Raw genomic sequence first — 15,886 nt, 5'->3', positions numbered from 1 at the left:
AACAGGTCAAGTTTTTAGGTCTCTGTTAACACTTGATTTACCCTTAAAGAGGCTGTTAACTCCTTAAAACCTACTCATTTTTTACATCCCAAACTCGCAACACAATCTCTTAAAAAGGAAAAATAAATGTCTGAAAAATTTTTACATCAGAAAAATAATCTGGACAAGGCGATGATACCCGTCACAAAGCCACATGCTACTAGCCTTTCTATTGCTGCCTTGGTTTTAGGCATTGTTGCTATCCTCGGTAGTTGGATTCCCTTTATCAATCTTATATCGATTGTGATTGGTATTTTGGCAATTATTTTCGGTATTATTTGTCTTGTAAATGCTAATCGTGACCATATCAGTAAAGATTTCCCACTCATTGGTATTGTTCTCGGGAGTCTAACTATTTTAATCAGCCTCTTCATCACTCTAGGTACCTTATACTTCATTAATACCATTGAACCAGAGCTAAATCCTCCCTCAAGTTATAAATCCAAGATAGATGATTTACCCAATAATCAATTTGAAGATATGACAAATGAGGCATTTTTAACTGCCTTTCAAAAACTTGCCGATGACTATGAAAAATTAGTAGAAGATTTTCAAAAAAATCCTTCTGATGAGACAATCAGCAACAAAATCACTGACTTATCAGAGCGTTGGGGTGATTTTATGACCTATTTTTATGACAACGAAGACGATTTTTCTGATGATGACTATCAGCAAGTCCTTGAAATTGAAAAACGTCTGATGATAGCATCAAGAATTTTTATCCGTGAAAGTACTATAAATAGTTCATACACTAAACCTATTGGAGTCTAGATCACAAATAAGAGACTAGGACAAGAATCTCTAAAAAATAGGCAATGAGCGATATCAATTTTTGATAAATTGTAAGACAACGTGGCGATGCTGTTCAGAAAGAATAGAAAAAAAGCAGACTAGAACAATCAAATTGATTGTTCTAGTCTGCTTTTCTCTTTTGGTGACTGAGGACTTTTGTCTCAGCCTTTTTTTATTTTATGTCAGCAATGTTGCATCATCACCATTGCTTGCGATGACGTCTTTATACCAGTAGTAAGAATCTTTCGGGATGCGTTTCAATGAGCCTGTCATTGTTTCATCTTGGTCAACGTAGACGAAACCGTAGCGTTTTTGGTAGCCGTTGAGCCAGCTCAAAAGGTCGGTATAGCTCCAAGTTGTGTAGCCGATGACGTCGACGCCATCAGAAATTGCTTCTTTGATAGCTAGGACGTGTTTTTTCAAGAAGTCGATGCGGTAATCATCGTGGACTTTGCCGTCTTCAAGTTTGTCGTACTCACCCAATCCGTTTTCTGTGATGAGGACTGGCAAGCGGTAACGTGAGGCGATACGACGCAAGGCGATGCGCAAGCCAACTGGGTCAATCGTCCAGTCCCAGTTCGTTGTTTCAACGAATGGATTTTTTACTGTTTTTTGTAAGCCAGGGATACCTGAATCTTGAGAGGTGCCTTTTTTACCTGTCGTGTTCATTTGATAGCTGTCTTTGTTTTCAACACCGCCGTCAATTGGGTTCCAAGCATTTGTCGCTGTTTGATAGAAGTTTAAGCCCATGAAATCTGGTTTGGCAGATTTAAGCAACTCAGCATCACCAGGTTCAAAAGTTGGGGCGAGACCTCTTTCTTTCAAGTAGTTCAAGGCAACAATTGGATATTCACCATAAACATAGACGTCCATCCAGAAGTGTGCGCCTAACTCTTCCGCATTTTCTGCTGCTAAGACGTTAAGTGGATTAGAATCAATCGCATACTGTGGTGTGTAGGCAAATGAAGGTCCGATTTTGCCATCAATACCCATTTCATGGAACTTGTTAATGACTGCTGCATTAGCCAAGTTAGCGTGGTGGTTAACTTGATAGAATAATTTTGGATCTTTTTTTCCAGGTGGGTGGGTAGCAATTTGCCATCCCATGTGCGTGAAGATATTTTGTTCATTTAGAGAAACCCAATATTTGACACGATCGCCATAGGCTTTGAACAAAGTCTCTGCATAGTTCACAAAATCTGGAATGATTTGACGTGATTCCCAGCCACCATAGGCGTCTTGAAGGGCTTGTGGCAAATCCCAGTGATAAATGGTTACCAAGGGTTCAATCCCATTTGCCAACAGATCGTCAATTAAATCGCTGTAGAATTTCAAACCAGCTTCATTGACTTCACCTGTGCCATTTGGAAAAATGCGTGTCCAAGCGATTGAGAAACGATAGGCTTTCATACCCATCTCAGCCATGAGTTTCACGTCTTCTTGGTAACGGTGGTAATGGTCAACTGCGACATCACCATTAGTCCCTTTGAAGGTTTTACCAGGGATACGAACAAAGTTATCCCAGACCGACAAACCTTTGCCATCTTCATCGTAAGCGCCTTCAATTTGATAGGCAGCTGATGCGCTCCCCCAAAGAAAATCACTTGGAAAAGCTGCTAATTTTTTATGTTCCATGTTCAACCTCTTTACTCTTTATATATATAAGTATATAGATATTTAACAAAAAAGTCAAATATTAGCTGACTTTTTCTTGTTTTTAGCAAATAAATATATTCAAAACTATATATATTATCACTTCCCGTTGTAAGCTTGAGAAATGTTATTTAAGATGGCTTTCATCTGGCGTTTTTTAATCCAGCCCAGACCGATTTGCATCATCATGTCATTCAGATTTTGGAAGAAACCGTGTGATTCCAGAGTTTCTGAAATGACGACTTCCGTCGTCGTATCATCAATCTTATGCAATTCCCAACGTGTCGAAAACGTATTTCTAATCGTTTTCGTTGTGAACGCATAAACTGAAGGCTCTGTCACTTCGTCAATCTTAATTTTACCTGCTTGATTTTGCTTAGATCCGAATTTCTTCTTGTATTCAAAGCCAGTCAAGCTAGAGACTTTAGGATGCTTTCCAGTATTTTTTTCGATATCATATAGACCAGATTCGAGTAATTTATCAAAAATAAACTGGCGCGGCACCTTCAAGGTTCTGATAATTTCCATTACTTAGATTCTCCGTTTTGATCTGATTTATCTTTTTTACTACCCACAATGACCATACCAAGGCCAAGTGCGAACAATAGGATGCTAACAATCACGAATGCTCCCTTGCCTTGCACTGTTGTAATAAAAATCAGTAATGCTAAGCTGACAAAAGCCCATCCCCATTTTTGCATCATGATTTTGCCACCTCAACGTTGAAGAACAAAGCTGCTCCCCATGGTTGAGCTTTAATAAGGGCTTTAGCTTCTGCTGCTTTTTCGTTTAAATCGCCATCAGCTTCAAAAAAGAGACGGATGCCTTTTTTCTCTACAAATTTAAAGCCATTTTCTTCCAAAACTGCAATCACGTCGTCTTGTTTCATTGCCATATTTACTACAAGCATATTCTACCTCTTTCTTTATCTTGGTCTACTCTTATTTTATCATCTTTTAATAGAAAAAGACGACTTTCGCCGTCTTTTTTGAGCATAAGCTCAACAAAGTGAGACTTATAATTAAGCTTCTTCTTTCATTGAGTTCGCTGCGATAACAAATGGGAACCAGATTGCGAATGATGCGGCAAATGTAACTGCTGTTACAACGATTGCACGCCAGTCGAAACCTGTTGCCATGAACGCATTGATAAATGGCGGTGTTACCCATGGTACTTGCAAGACAACTGGTGAAACCAAGTGCAATGCAGTTGCAATGTAAGCAATTGTTACTGACACCATTGGTGCAAGTAAAAGCGGGATGAAGAAGAGTGAGTTCAATACCAACGGCATACCGAACATAACTGGTTCATTGATGTTGAAGATACCAGGCGCAACTGAAAGTTTCGCAACTGTTTTGTAGTCTTCACGTTTAGAGAACCAAAGGATAGCAATGATCAAAGTGATTGTACCTGCAGTACCACCGAACCATGCAAAGGCATCCCATGAACCACGTACCCAAAGTGTTACGAAGTTACCATCGATTGCGTGAGTTTTATCAGTTGCACCTTTGGCAACGAGATCTTTAACACCTTGCAAACCAACTTTGTTGTAAACATCCATGTTTGCAAGTTGGAGTGGACCCCAGATACCATCGAGAACAGCGCCCAAAACGTTTGTACCGTGGATACCGAAGAACCAGAAGAGTGAAACGAAGAAAGTAACGATCAACACTGAAACGATAGATTGTGACAAAGCTTGGAACGGCTCAGCAATGTATTTACTGATCAAGAAGATCAAGTCGTTACCAGTCCATACTTTAATGAAGTAGTAAATGATTGACACAACATAAACCGCAACGATAGTTGGGATGATTGCCAAGAAGGCTTTAGATACTGCTGGTGGCACTGAATCAGGCATTTTGATTGTGATATCAGCAAGCATTAATTTAGCATAAAGGATAACGGCAAGCGCACCCATGATGATAACAGTGAAGTAAGCACCCGCGTCCAATTGACCTACAGAGAGACCCATTTTCCAAGTTGCAATACCTTGTGCAGCAATGTTGTTGTTAACAGTTTCCATTGCTTTTTCTGAAAGACCAGCAGTTGCAATACCGATGATGTTTGGCAGACCTGAAACAAGCGCTGCAACCCCTACGATACCACCTGCGAGTTCATTGACTTTGTAAGCTTTTGAGAGGTTGTAACCCCATGAAAAGGCGAAAATAAGACCGATAATTGTCAATGTACCTTGGCTTACAAGGCTTGAAATGCCAGCAAGTTGTTCAAAAACTGGTTTGTCAGAAAGTGTCCAAGAGCCATCAGATGCGCTACGTTGAACAAGTTGTTGTACGGCACTTGGTACGGTACCAATCATAACTGATACCAATGTTGCCATAGCCCCTACCATCGTCGCTGGCAACATACCAACGAACGAATCACGAAGTGCAACTAAATGTTTTTGCGAGCCAATTTTAGCTGCTACTGGGACGAGGTGTTTCTCCATCCACTGTTGTAATGCATTCATAAAAGTTTCCTTCCTTTTTCCGATTAAGGTTCAGTCCTATTCAGGCTTAAACTTAATCAAATTCCTAAATCAAAACAATCGTGACATATTGGCACTACTGTTTTTAACCTTTAATAACTTTGTACAATTCGATGATTTCTTTTGCAAGGTCAACGAATGCGATACCTGTCATCAAATGGTCTTGAGCATGTACCATGTAGATTGATACCGGTACATCTTCACCATTTGCAGCCTTAGTCAATAATTCCGTTTGGCCATGATGTGCTTCTACGATTGCTTTGCTAGCTGCTTCGATACGTTCGTCAGCTTTTTCAAAGTTACCTTCTTTAGCTGCACGAATCGCTTCGACTGCTGAAGATTTCGCTTCACCACCATACATAATCAACGGCATAATGACTGCCATTTGTGCGTCGTCCATTTTTCTCCTTTCTTCGGTTAGAGTTTTTACAATAAAATAAATACGTGGATAACTTGTCATGATTTCTGAAATCGCATACAAATCACCTACTCCATTATATTACCATGTAATATAATAAAATGCAAGCGTTTACCCGATTAAAAATATATAGTTATGGAGCTCACGAAAAACCGCCCTAGACTACCTATATATAAGGCTTAAATGCATACTGACATCTATCAAAACCGACATCCAATAAAATTTTTGACACAATCTCATATAGTTTTAGCTGATATTTAACAGCAGACTAATCAATTAAATCTCTTAACTGTCTGCTGGTGCTTAACGACTAAAATAAAATTGTATCTCGACCAATAAGCGTAACCGTTTTCAATGGTCTATACCAATATAATATCATTTAATTTTCATTTTTGCAAGCGTTTTACTATCTAAAACATTAATTATATTATTCACAAAGTAAATTTAAAAGGTAGTCTGAATTATCGATCAAAAAAAAACAACACAACTCCAAACTTGCGTCGTTTTCTGTCTTTTTCTGGTTGAATAATGTCTAAGTTATCCCATGATTGTGAGTACTACCATCAACACCGCTGAAACAAGGTAGATGATGAAAAATGTAGCCTTCTGAGTCTCCGAAATCTTAGACTGCAAGATTTTCGGTGCAAAAGGCGCAGCCAACAGAACACCACCAAGTGCACCACCAATGTGCCCGAAGATGCCGACTGCTGGTTGAAATAAATTAATCACGAGATTGGCAAGGATAAGCACGGCAAATTGTTTGCCAACTGCCTGAAACGATGGATTTTTAGTGAGGTAGCCTAGCATAGCCATGGCGCCAAAGATACCAAAGAGGGATGTTGAGGCCCCTGCCAACAAGATATTCGGCTGAACGAAGAAGGCTAAGATATTGCCAAAGATGCCTGATAGGAGATAAATGCCTAAAAATCGTCGACTGCCGAAAACATCTTCAATTTGTCTGCCGATAAAAATTAGCGAAAAAAAGTTGAGCAGGAAATGTTCCCAGCCAATATGCACAAAGATGGGTGTGACGAGTCGCCAAAGATGGGTTGGGTGCTCAATGAGGTCTGGCCCAAACAAGGCACCAAAATGAAAGAGGTTCATCGGTTCAGTGGCTTGTACGCCATTGGCTACAAACTGAGATAGCCAGACACCGAGGGTGATGGCGGCTAAACTATAAGTTGCCGGGTAGCGGCGAAATTCTTTTTTAAAGTTATTCATACGTTTTATTATACCTTAAAAATGTATCTGACTGGGATATCGAATTTGTTTCTTTCTATAGTAGAAATAATCTGAAAGTCATAAACGAAACTAGCGGTCTCGCCTGTAAAATCAGCTAGATAGCGGTCATAATAGCCACCACCATAACCGACACGATAACCGTCTTCTGTCCATGCCAGACCTGGCACGATGATTAAGTCAGGCATAACGGGCATATCAGACTTAGATTCTCTAACGCCAAAGGGGGTTAGAAAGAGTGCGTCCTTATCATAATCCGTGAAAATCATCTTTCTTTGGGGTAAAGTTTTTGGAATGACAATCCGCTTACTCGTATCTGACAGCAGTCGCGTCATGTCAAATTCGAAGGTCATGGGCATGAAAACTGCAATCGTTTGCGCCTGCTGATAAATATCTGATGCTAAAAATTGTGCCATGATTGCCTGAGTTTGCTGGTTTTTGTCAGAAGAATCAAACGTTTTTAAGGCCAATTTCATTTTTTTACGAATTTCCGCTTTCTTTTTCATATCTTTTATGATACCATAAAGAGGTAGTTTGTATACGATTTAAAAAGTTTGGTTCATTTTGTTTCATCCTTTCTAAGCAGTTTCAGAATTACACAAAATTAAAATGCCCCCAAGGGGCGAAGGAGATTCAAAATGGCACAAGGTACAGTTAAATGGTTTAACGCTGAAAAAGGTTTCGGTTTCATCACTGGTCAAGACGGAAAAGACGTTTTCGTACATTTCTCAGCGATCCAAACTGACGGTTTCAAAACACTTGAAGAAGGTCAAGCAGTAAACTACGACGTTGAAGATGGCGCTCGCGGTTTGCAAGCTGTAAACGTAACTAAATAATTTTTAGTTGCTTATAACATGAGACGATTTCTTGCGAAATCGTCTTTTTGTGTTAGAATATAACTATTACATAGAAAACGTTTTCAAACCAATGTCTCTAAACCACTATACGCTTTCAAGCAACACATCAAAATACAAGATTTTATACTTGAAAAGCATAAATAATCAAACGAGACACCTTTATAGAGAGGATAACACGACACCGCGTCTATCAAATAGCTTGACATTTTCAAAGCCCCCTATTATCACAAGACGCATGCGTTGCACAACTTATCATGATTGATTTAACTAAAGGAAAACCTATAAAAGTCATTTTGCTCTTTACTCTTCCGCTACTTTTGGGAAATCTATTCCAGCTTTTTTATAACTTTATCGATGCTATTATCGTCGGACATACCCTTGGTAAGGATGCCTTTGCCGCTGTGGGTGCGACAAGTGCGCTGAATTTTTTGATTATGGGTTTTGCGATTGGGATTACCAGCGGTTTCTCCATTATCATTTCTCAGCGTTTCGGCGCGAATGATGAAGAAGGTGTTAAACACTCCTTTGCCATCGGGCTTTTCCTCACCCTTATCACAGCACTCATTCTAACAGTCATCGCCTTTACCATGGCACGACCCCTACTTGACATCATGCAGACACCGCCAGAGTTAATCAAAGACGCTCATGACTTCCTGAAAGCCATCTTTGGCGGCATGGTCTTTACTGTCTTATTTAACTACCTCTCCAACGTCCTGCGTGCTATTGGCGACTCACGGACCCCCTTAATCGCCCTCATCATCTCGACGATTCTCAATATCATTTTAGAGTTCGTCTTTATCCTCGGCCTCCATGCAGATGTCTTTGGTGCAGGGATTGCGACGATTATCGCACAAGCCTTCTCCGTCCTCTATCTCGTCATCTATATCAAACTCAAAGTACCCGTGCTACACCTGCACAAACAACACTTCAAGTTCGACAAAAAAGAAATCAGCAAACACGCCGCACTTGGCTATCCCATGGGCTTTCAATCTAGCATCATCGCCATCGGCAGCCTGACCCTGCAAATCGTTCTCAATAAAATGGGTACTGATGTGGTTGCCATGCAAGCAATTGGTCGGCAAATCGATCAGCTCGCCATGTTGCCCATGATAAGCCTTGGGCTTGCCGTGACAACCTTTACCGCGCAAAACTTCGGCGCGCGCCAGTACAAGCGCATGCTCATCGGACTCAAGCACGCCGTGATTATCGACGTCATCTGGGGCATCGTCTTTGCAGCCATCCTCATCACCTTTAACAAGTTCTTCTCCGGCCTCTTCATCAGCCATAACGAGACTAAAATCATCCACCTCGCTTTCGAGTACTACTTGGTCAATGGTCTCTTTTATTGGATTTTAGCCATTCTCTTCGTTGTGAGAGCTTTCATTCAAGGCTATGGCAACAGTTTAGTGCCGACATTAGCAGGCATGGCAGAACTTGTCATGCGGGCTGGGGTTTCCGTGCTGAGCCTCGTCACCGTCGGCCTGATTGGTGTGCTATTTTCAAGTCCTGCTGCTTGGATTGGCAGTGTCATTATCCTCGTGCCTAGCTACTTTAAGATTACGAAAGATTTACGAGGTCGTAAGGATGGCGATGTTAACGACGATAAAGCGTTAAATGAAGAATTAGATGACGCGTTGAAGATTATTTGATGATTTTGCACCTGTCATTGTTTCAGTTAACAAAAGAGAAAAAGAGTCTGGGACAAAAGTCTCAGAAATACGAAAACCGCATGAAATTCGTTCTTTTAAACGTTGATTTCATGCGGTTTTTGTATTTTAACAGTGTCTAAAATCTAGCGAATTTAGCCTTTTGTCCCAGCCTCTACTTTATAGCAGTTACTTTTAATAGTGATACCGACATTGTAAAATTTCCATGCCATTATCTGAAATTTGATAGACCAAACGATGCTCGCCTGTAATTCTCCTAGACCAACAGTTCGTCAGATTATATTTCAGTGGCTCTGGTTTCCCAATCCCCGTATAAGGCGTTCTATCAATATCTTTGACTAATAGATTAATGCGTTTTAGTGTTTTCTTATCCTCTCGTTGCCAGTAAAGATAATCATCCCATGCTTCATCAGACCATGATTTAATCATCTTCTACCTCAATTAATTCATGAATAGTACCTTTACCTTGATTGAATTGTGCCATGGCACTATCTAATCGGTTACGATTGTTCTTTGAGCTTAATAAGTGAAGTGTTTCATTTAGAGAATTTAAACTACTCTCTGAAATCAGCACGGCATTTTTACCTTTTGAGTTGACAATATGAAGTTCTGTATCATTCTCTGTCACATCTGCCAAGATTGAAAAGATATTTTTTCTTATGTTGGTTGGAGTTGTCGCTGTTATACTCATGATAAACCTCCTCTTTTGTATGTACTTAATTATAGCACATATAGCGTACGTTTTAAAGTGTGAAGTTTATAAAAAGTAAACTTGCCCGTTTACTTTTCTCTTTTTCATATTATTCATTGAAAGAATAAGCGTTTTTCAGGAAAACAACTTATTTTTACCGATTTGGTATTGTTTTGCCAAAAGAATGCCAATTTCGTATTGTTTGCAAAATATAAAAACCCACCCAAGTCAGATGATTTGGGTGGGTTTTGAGTTGTTATGCCAAAGCATTTTTTCTTGATACTTTTTCATCACCAATCTATATGTTAAGGTGTGATGATATTAAACGGTCTCGGACTGAGATTGAGTCTCACCGTTAAATCATTGATGACGGCATCATCTTTGACAATCATGGTCGTACCACCAATGTTACTACCCCTAAACATGTTCGGGTAAACAGTCGTCGCTTTATCAAAGTCCGCTGTTCGCATATCTAGGTTGGTCAAAGCTGATGTATTTTGGAACATACATTCCATCGCATAATTAGCTGTGATGCTTGCTGTAGTCCAGCCCTTCAAGTCAATCGTTACAAGGGGTGAGTTATTAAAGGTATACCCCATATTAGTAACTGCAGCCGTATTCCAACCGCTCAAATCAAGGTTAGTCAAAGCTGTACCCACAAAAGTATAACCCAAATTCGTGACAGCATCTGTCTGCCAGTTTGCCGTACCTGTTATCGTGTTTAAAGCAGTCGCATTATAGAACATCGAATTCATCGTCGTCACTTTCTCAGGATTCCAGCCAGTTGTATCAAGCGTTTGGAGTTTATTCGCACCATTAAACATACTTGCCATAGTTGTCACATTAGAAACATTCCAACCACTTAAATCAAGACTCGTCACACCTGGTGCAGTTGTCCCAATGCCTTAGAACATCCGGTCCATGGTGGTGGCTTGCGTCGTGTCCCAAGTGTCAATACCGGTGAGAGTTTGCAGCTTACTCGTCCCCTCAAATAGACTGGTCAAGTTGACACCTGTCGTGGCAAGCCCCGGTTGCCAACCGGTAACATTCAGTGTGGTTAAACCATTGGCACCGTTGAACATGCTTGCCATAGTCGTGACGTTAGAGACATCCCAACCTCTTAAATCAAGTGTTGCCAAGGTTGTTAAGCCGTCATATCTGCTAAACATGAAACTCATATCTGTCACGGCACCTGTATCCCAGTTTTCAATACCTTGAATTTCAGACAACGCTCGGGTATCGTAGAACATGTAAGACATATTAGTGACAGCACCTGTATCCCAGCTATTGGTATTGAGTACACTTAATTTTCGGTTATATATAAACATATTCGACATTGTCGTCACGGCACTGGTGTTCCAGTCATGCAAATCGTTCTCAATAAAATGGGTACTGATGTGGTTGCCATGCAAGCAATTGGTCGGCAAATCGATCTGCTCGCCATGTTGCCCATGATAAGCCTTGGGCTTGCCGTGACAACCTTTACCGCGCAAAACTTCGGCGCGCGCCAGTACAAGCGCATGCTCATCGGCCTAAAGCACGCCGTGATTATCGACGTTATCTGGGGCATCGTCTTTGCAGCCATCCTCATCACCTTTAACAAGTTCTTCTCCGGCCTCTTCATCAGCCATAACGAGACTAAAATCATCCACCTCGCTTTCGAGTATTACTTGGTCAATGGTCTCTTTTATTGGATTTTAGCCATTCTCTTTGTTGTGAGAGCTTTCATTCAAGGCTATGGCAACAGTTTAGTGCCGACATTAGCAGGCATGGCAGAACTTGTCATGCGGGCTGGGGTTTCCGTGCTGAGCCTCGTCACCGTCGGCCTGATTGGTGTTCTATTTTCAAGTCCTGCTGCTTGGATTGGCAGTGTCATTATCCTCGTGCCTAGCTACTTTAAGATTACCAAAGATTTGCGAGGTCGTAAGGACGGCGATGTTAACGACGATAAAGCGTTAAATGAAGAATTAGATGATGCGTTGAAGATTATCTGATGATTTTGCACCTATCATTGTTTCAGTTAACAAAAGCATACGAGTGTTGCTCTACAATTTTTCGAAAAATGATACAGAAATAGGCTATGAACGATTTCTATTAACATTAGAAATCGTTCATAGCCTATTTTTTGTCACTTCCCTTATGTGATATTTTAAATCTCTATCAATAAAAACCCTTGAACAGCCACACAACCATTCAGGGATTTTTCCAGCAAAGCAGACAAAGCCAGACGCATCTTCGCTCATCTACCCGCTCTTATTTTTACAAACACACCAGCCAATACCACAAGCATTAGTCTGTTTGGACACACACGTTTTATTGCTTTATTTTCTCGGTAACTGGATGTAGTCTACCAGATGTTAGATTATTGAATTAAGAGAGACAAAGCGGGATGGACGGGGAGGGTGTTATACACATAACCAGTGTAGCCGATACCGCCCGCGTTGACATTGCCCGCATTTTGATAGTTGTTGCCGGACGAGCGGAGCCAAAACTCCCGAAACCTGTTGTCTAGTGTCAATGTATGACCGTTGTGACTTTAAAGGTATCCTTTAAAAGGGTGGATACTACTCCTGTTGGAGCAGATGATAAATGTTTTGATATTTGACACGGTCACTTTTCATCCAAGCTTGCAAAAACTTGATGCAGTTGGCGCCTTGTTTATTCATTTGAATGGCATGTTTGAGTTTGATGGCATCATATTTCTGTGCCTCTAAACTAAAATAGCCAATCGCGCGTAATTTACTCAACGCTTGCTGCTGGTAATGAATCCGTTGTTCAGCAGTTTTATGAATATTTGCCTTAGTCACAAAGACATCATTAGCTAAAAGCATGAGTTCGACGATGTCCATACTGAGATTTTGCAAGCGAGAAATAAAAGTAAAGCGATAATGTTTTGGAGCGTTTTGTGTGACTTTCAACGTGTAACTCATCAAGTCGTTGGCGTAGACGATCACTTTCAACGTACTATCTGTTGCCTCATGTGTATTTAATCCCACGCCTACTTTTCCTTTCTGCGATTTTTTGTCATGATATCTTGAAACCTGATCTACGCTAGCACTCAGCCTAGCGAAATCAGTCACGAACTTTGCCGCGAAAAATCTATCTTAGGTCGCAGCGCCTAACGGCGCAACACTTAACAGAAACTGATGATACTATCATCAAGCCTCGCCTTGTGTTAACCATTTAATAGCCCCCTCTGCCTTCTCGGCAGAGGGATGTGAGATACCAGATGTTAGATTTAATCAATCGAAAGATACAAAGCGGGACGAACAGAGAGGGGCTGATTCACACCACCGCTGTAGTAGAGATTGCCCTCGTTGACATAGCCCGCATTCCAATAGATGGAGCCGGCCGAGCGGAGCCATAAGGAATTCCAGTTTGTCCCACTGAAGTTTAAAAGTCGCACATTATTATTACCAGGGGCTGTTGGTACAGCTAAGACACCATGGATATCGCCATAGCTCAAGGCAAAGGCTTGTGGCGTACCACCTACCGTTGTTTCAAAGCGTGCATCGCGATAGTGTCTATATCTATTACTATCCGTAGAGTCTTGTGGCCAGCGCCAGTTATTGTAGGTACTGCCAGTTCCGATGAAACCATTCGTCCCATCAACAGTCAGATATTGCGTCAAAGTTGGTGTGTTAAGCGTTACGGCTTGCACGGCTGATTGATCAGCTAGCTGATTATAATAGGCATCTATGATCGTTTTAAGACGTGAGCGGCTATAGCCATCATCACTAGGGCCATTAAAGAAGTAGGTTTCTTCGTCTGTATCTGTTGCGCCATCTTGTGACTGGAAGTGGACACGTAAGTCATTTTCTTGTGTCGCTTCTTTATATGGCACATCAGCGCCATCTTCAAGTGTAAAGCCTAGTTGATTAATAACTTCTTCCGCTGTTAAAGCAGAGACTTTAACGACTAAACGAGTGTTGGCTGTGTTTCTTTCTACCATATTCACGACACGCCAGATCGCATTATTCCAGATGAAGTCTTGAGCTTTTGGTTTAGCTGAATCAGCTAATCCTGTTGCTTTGAGTCCTTTGTAGTAGACAGCATAAAGTGTTGTATCTGATGTGATATTGGTCAACTCATGTTCAGATTTTTCTTTATAACCCAGATAACTCTGATCTGGGACATTGAGTGTTGCAACGCCTGATGTTTGAGAAGGCGTATATAAAGTACTAGTTGGGGTAACAACGCCAGATGTTGATGGTCTTGGAGCTTGATTTGGTCCTTCTGCCCAGCCCAGGAAGTACTCATTAGCTTTCACTGGTGCATCTGGGATTGTCAGCGAGTCTCCTGATTCAACCACTACTGGATCAAGAACTGTGGCAGTACCATCAAAGTTTCGGAATGTGACTGTATAGCCTGCAACCCATCGGGCATAAAGTGTCTGCGTGCCGGTCGCAGTCGCTGGAATCTCTGTAATTTTAGTGCCAGCCGTTGGATGATCATACCAACCTAAGAATTTATTGTTCGCCTTAGTTGCAGGCTTAAAGCTTGCAACACCAGTGCCATAGGCATATTGAGTTGGATTGTCTTGAGGGTTAGTGCCACTGTCTAAGACGTATGTAATCTCATAAGTCGGCGCCCAACGCGCATAAAGCGTTTTATTTCCTGTCTCAGTTTTTAAAATACTGGTGACTGGCTTACCGTTTTCATCCTCCCACCTTGTAAAAACATGACCTACTTTACCTGTCGCAGGCGCAAAGCTTGACACGCCGATATCGTAGGTATATTTAGCTGGATTGCTATTATCATTATCACCACCGTCTAACTCATAAGTGATATCATATTCATTCGGTGTCCAACGCGCATAAAGTGTTTTGTTTCCCATCTCAGTTTTTGAGATACTGGTGACTGGATTACCATTTTCATCTTCCCACCCTACAAAGGTATGACCTGTCTTACCTGTCGCAGGCGCAAAACTTGCCACACCGATATCATAGGTATAAGTTGTTGGATTACCACCAGTACCAGTCCCACCATCTAAGTTGTAAGTAATATCGTAAGTTTTAGCTGTCCACTTAGCATGGAGCGTCAGGTTCTGTCTTGGCATCTTATTAGTCGCGAACTGCCATGCTGTATCCGCTAGGTCAGCTTGCTGATGCCAAGACGCAAAGTCATATCCCGTCCTTGTCGGTGGAGTTGGTTCTGTAATACTTTCGCCCACCTTAACGTCTTCAGATGCGACTGCAGAGCCACCATTTGAATTATAGTCAACAGTGAAATAGTAAGTCGGAATATTAAACCCAAGCGTGACACCGGCATAGTCCGCAAAATAGGCTGAAACTGAAACAAGCAAGAAGAGACCTGATGCGAAGGTCATACCCAGAATAGCAACAAGCTTGCCCCAAGCTGGAAATGGTTTTAAACCACCACCAAAATGACTAGGCTTTTGATGTCTTGCTTTGACACGCTTTCTTTTGATTTTTTGTTTGCTTTTCATATCATTCTCCTTCTAGCGAGTTTTCTTCGTGACTATCAGCTAGTTCAAGTTGCTTACTTCTTCTCTCTCGCATGATAATTTTGAGTGTTTGACTCAGTAAGATCATTAAAATAATCGGTAAAACAATCAAATAGATAATGCCTTTAGGGGTTTTGAGTAAAGGCAAGAGGGTGACGGCTATATTGGTATGCCAGACTTCATGACCTAGATAGGTCTTATCCGTCACGAGATGTGCATCTCTGATTTTATTGGCATCACCTTTGGTAACAACCCCTTCTGGTGTTACAGCAACTACACGGTGAAAGGCTGGCTTGCCCTCAAGTTCCTGTGCCTTAAAGGCAATCATCTCACCTGTCTTGATAGTTTTGAAGTTGCCTTGTTTAACCAGGACGATACTGTTCTTGCGGTAGATAGGTGCCATACTGTCTGATGAAATGACATAGGGCTTATAACCTGCAATAAAAGCGTCTTCCTTGTTAAAATATAGAGCATAGATTGCGGTCATACTCACAAGTCCTACTGCTAAAACCAAGAAGAGATTGAGCGTATAGCGCTTGATTTTTTGCCAACTGCTTTCCTGTCTTTTACTCATGGCG

The 15,886-nt window shown here is 41.2% G+C and carries 19 protein-coding genes; 4 read left to right on the top strand and 15 right to left on the bottom strand.

Annotated elements, in window-relative coordinates; all coding sequences use genetic code 11:
* The first annotated feature begins 126 nt into the window (after window positions 1-126).
* Entirely contained in the window at window positions 127-810 is a 684-nt protein-coding gene (locus HZR21_RS02285; RefSeq protein ID WP_180746066.1) for a DUF4190 domain-containing protein, read from the top strand.
* Window positions 811-1,008: 198 nt separating this feature from the next.
* On the opposite strand, the gene HZR21_RS02280 is transcribed toward HZR21_RS02285, so the two are convergent.
* The 8 genes from HZR21_RS02280 to HZR21_RS02245 all read right to left on the bottom strand — a co-directional run bounded on the left by HZR21_RS02280 (window position 1,009) and on the right by HZR21_RS02245 (window position 7,132).
* Complete coding sequence (locus HZR21_RS02280) at window positions 1,009-2,466, bottom strand: glycoside hydrolase family 1 protein (protein ID WP_180746064.1); 1,458 nt, start codon at window positions 2,464-2,466, stop codon at window positions 1,009-1,011.
* 117 nt (window positions 2,467-2,583) lie between these two features.
* The gene (locus HZR21_RS02275; RefSeq protein ID WP_180746062.1) at window positions 2,584-3,012 is read right to left on the bottom strand and encodes a DUF3284 domain-containing protein; all 429 of its coding nucleotides are present in this window, start codon (window positions 3,010-3,012) and stop codon (window positions 2,584-2,586) included.
* A complete protein-coding gene (locus HZR21_RS02270; protein WP_180746060.1) occupies window positions 3,012-3,185 on the bottom strand; it encodes a hypothetical protein in 174 nt (57 codons plus the stop codon). Before HZR21_RS02270 ends, HZR21_RS02275 begins: the two co-directional genes overlap by 1 nt.
* Window positions 3,185-3,394: a hypothetical protein gene (locus HZR21_RS02265; RefSeq protein WP_003138838.1), complete on the bottom strand. Its 210-nt coding sequence runs from the start codon at window positions 3,392-3,394 to the stop codon at window positions 3,185-3,187. Before HZR21_RS02265 ends, HZR21_RS02270 begins: the two co-directional genes overlap by 1 nt.
* A gap of 111 nt (window positions 3,395-3,505) precedes the next feature.
* Window positions 3,506-4,951, bottom strand: coding sequence for a PTS sugar transporter subunit IIC (locus HZR21_RS02260; RefSeq protein ID WP_180746058.1), 1,446 nt, complete (start codon window positions 4,949-4,951; stop codon window positions 3,506-3,508).
* Between the two features lie 103 nt (window positions 4,952-5,054).
* Window positions 5,055-5,369: a PTS sugar transporter subunit IIA gene (locus HZR21_RS02255; RefSeq protein WP_040525988.1), complete on the bottom strand. Its 315-nt coding sequence runs from the start codon at window positions 5,367-5,369 to the stop codon at window positions 5,055-5,057.
* A gap of 555 nt (window positions 5,370-5,924) precedes the next feature.
* Window positions 5,925-6,608, bottom strand: coding sequence for a rhomboid family intramembrane serine protease (locus HZR21_RS02250; RefSeq protein WP_180746056.1), 684 nt, complete (start codon window positions 6,606-6,608; stop codon window positions 5,925-5,927).
* An 8-nt stretch (window positions 6,609-6,616) separates the two neighbouring features.
* Window positions 6,617-7,132, bottom strand: coding sequence for a 5-formyltetrahydrofolate cyclo-ligase (locus HZR21_RS02245; RefSeq protein WP_180746054.1), 516 nt, complete (start codon window positions 7,130-7,132; stop codon window positions 6,617-6,619).
* 132 nt (window positions 7,133-7,264) lie between these two features.
* On the opposite strand from HZR21_RS02245, the gene HZR21_RS02240 reads away from it, so the two are divergent.
* Window positions 7,265-7,462, top strand: a complete 198-nt coding sequence (locus tag HZR21_RS02240; RefSeq protein WP_003138831.1) for a cold-shock protein — start codon at window positions 7,265-7,267, stop codon at window positions 7,460-7,462.
* 275 nt (window positions 7,463-7,737) lie between these two features.
* Entirely contained in the window at window positions 7,738-9,132 is a 1,395-nt protein-coding gene (locus tag HZR21_RS02235; RefSeq protein ID WP_180746052.1) for an MATE family efflux transporter, read from the top strand.
* A gap of 192 nt (window positions 9,133-9,324) precedes the next feature.
* On the opposite strand, the gene HZR21_RS02230 is transcribed toward HZR21_RS02235, so the two are convergent.
* From HZR21_RS02230 to HZR21_RS02215, 4 genes are all read right to left on the bottom strand, one after another.
* On the bottom strand, window positions 9,325-9,576 hold the full coding sequence (locus HZR21_RS02230) for a Txe/YoeB family addiction module toxin (RefSeq protein ID WP_425485310.1): 252 nt from the start codon (window positions 9,574-9,576) through the stop codon (window positions 9,325-9,327).
* Window positions 9,572-9,841: a type II toxin-antitoxin system Phd/YefM family antitoxin gene (locus HZR21_RS02225; protein ID WP_180746048.1), complete on the bottom strand. Its 270-nt coding sequence runs from the start codon at window positions 9,839-9,841 to the stop codon at window positions 9,572-9,574. Before HZR21_RS02225 ends, HZR21_RS02230 begins: the two co-directional genes overlap by 5 nt.
* A gap of 305 nt (window positions 9,842-10,146) precedes the next feature.
* A complete protein-coding gene (locus HZR21_RS02220) occupies window positions 10,147-10,722 on the bottom strand; it encodes a BspA family leucine-rich repeat surface protein (RefSeq protein WP_180746046.1) in 576 nt (191 codons plus the stop codon).
* A 24-nt stretch (window positions 10,723-10,746) separates the two neighbouring features.
* Complete coding sequence (locus HZR21_RS02215) at window positions 10,747-11,211, bottom strand: BspA family leucine-rich repeat surface protein (RefSeq protein ID WP_180746044.1); 465 nt, start codon at window positions 11,209-11,211, stop codon at window positions 10,747-10,749.
* Between HZR21_RS02215 and HZR21_RS02210 the strand changes: the two genes are divergently transcribed.
* The gene (locus HZR21_RS02210) at window positions 11,206-11,835 is read left to right on the top strand and encodes an MATE family efflux transporter (RefSeq protein WP_343037644.1); all 630 of its coding nucleotides are present in this window, start codon (window positions 11,206-11,208) and stop codon (window positions 11,833-11,835) included. The genes HZR21_RS02215 and HZR21_RS02210 overlap by 6 nt on opposite strands.
* A 570-nt stretch (window positions 11,836-12,405) precedes the next feature.
* On the opposite strand, the gene HZR21_RS02205 is transcribed toward HZR21_RS02210, so the two are convergent.
* From HZR21_RS02205 to HZR21_RS02195, 3 genes are all read right to left on the bottom strand, one after another.
* Entirely contained in the window at window positions 12,406-12,837 is a 432-nt protein-coding gene (locus HZR21_RS02205; protein ID WP_180746040.1) for a four helix bundle protein, read from the bottom strand.
* Window positions 12,838-13,079: 242 nt separating this feature from the next.
* Window positions 13,080-15,290 carry an InlB B-repeat-containing protein gene (locus HZR21_RS02200; protein ID WP_180746038.1) on the bottom strand — a complete coding sequence of 737 codons (2,211 nt, stop codon included), beginning with the start codon at window positions 15,288-15,290 and terminating at the stop codon, window positions 13,080-13,082.
* A gap of 1 nt (window position 15,291) precedes the next feature.
* Window positions 15,292-15,882: a signal peptidase I gene (locus tag HZR21_RS02195; RefSeq protein ID WP_180746036.1), complete on the bottom strand. Its 591-nt coding sequence runs from the start codon at window positions 15,880-15,882 to the stop codon at window positions 15,292-15,294.
* Between the last annotated feature and the right edge of the window lie 4 nt (window positions 15,883-15,886).

This window comes from Pseudolactococcus laudensis (genome assembly GCF_013449735.1).
GTDB classification, from domain to species: Bacteria; Bacillota; Bacilli; order Lactobacillales; family Streptococcaceae; genus Pseudolactococcus; species Pseudolactococcus laudensis.
The sequence above is the reverse complement of the archived record's forward strand: the minus strand, read 5'-3'. Positions and strand labels throughout refer to the sequence as shown.

Coding starts and splice junctions, on each gene's coding strand:
- HZR21_RS02285 (WP_180746066.1), top strand. CDS start 127: ATGTCTGAAAAATTTTTACATCAGAAAAATAATCTGGACAAGGCGATG.
- HZR21_RS02280 (WP_180746064.1), bottom strand. CDS start 2,466: ATGGAACATAAAAAATTAGCAGCTTTTCCAAGTGATTTTCTTTGGGGG.
- HZR21_RS02275 (WP_180746062.1), bottom strand. CDS start 3,012: ATGGAAATTATCAGAACCTTGAAGGTGCCGCGCCAGTTTATTTTTGAT.
- HZR21_RS02270 (WP_180746060.1), bottom strand. CDS start 3,185: ATGCAAAAATGGGGATGGGCTTTTGTCAGCTTAGCATTACTGATTTTT.
- HZR21_RS02265 (WP_003138838.1), bottom strand. CDS start 3,394: ATGCTTGTAGTAAATATGGCAATGAAACAAGACGACGTGATTGCAGTT.
- HZR21_RS02260 (WP_180746058.1), bottom strand. CDS start 4,951: ATGAATGCATTACAACAGTGGATGGAGAAACACCTCGTCCCAGTAGCA.
- HZR21_RS02255 (WP_040525988.1), bottom strand. CDS start 5,369: ATGGACGACGCACAAATGGCAGTCATTATGCCGTTGATTATGTATGGT.
- HZR21_RS02250 (WP_180746056.1), bottom strand. CDS start 6,608: ATGAATAACTTTAAAAAAGAATTTCGCCGCTACCCGGCAACTTATAGT.
- HZR21_RS02245 (WP_180746054.1), bottom strand. CDS start 7,132: ATGAAAAAGAAAGCGGAAATTCGTAAAAAAATGAAATTGGCCTTAAAA.
- HZR21_RS02240 (WP_003138831.1), top strand. CDS start 7,265: ATGGCACAAGGTACAGTTAAATGGTTTAACGCTGAAAAAGGTTTCGGT.
- HZR21_RS02235 (WP_180746052.1), top strand. CDS start 7,738: ATGATTGATTTAACTAAAGGAAAACCTATAAAAGTCATTTTGCTCTTT.
- HZR21_RS02225 (WP_180746048.1), bottom strand. CDS start 9,841: ATGAGTATAACAGCGACAACTCCAACCAACATAAGAAAAAATATCTTT.
- HZR21_RS02210 (WP_343037644.1), top strand. CDS start 11,206: ATGCAAATCGTTCTCAATAAAATGGGTACTGATGTGGTTGCCATGCAA.
- HZR21_RS02200 (WP_180746038.1), bottom strand. CDS start 15,290: ATGAAAAGCAAACAAAAAATCAAAAGAAAGCGTGTCAAAGCAAGACAT.
- HZR21_RS02195 (WP_180746036.1), bottom strand. CDS start 15,882: ATGAGTAAAAGACAGGAAAGCAGTTGGCAAAAAATCAAGCGCTATACG.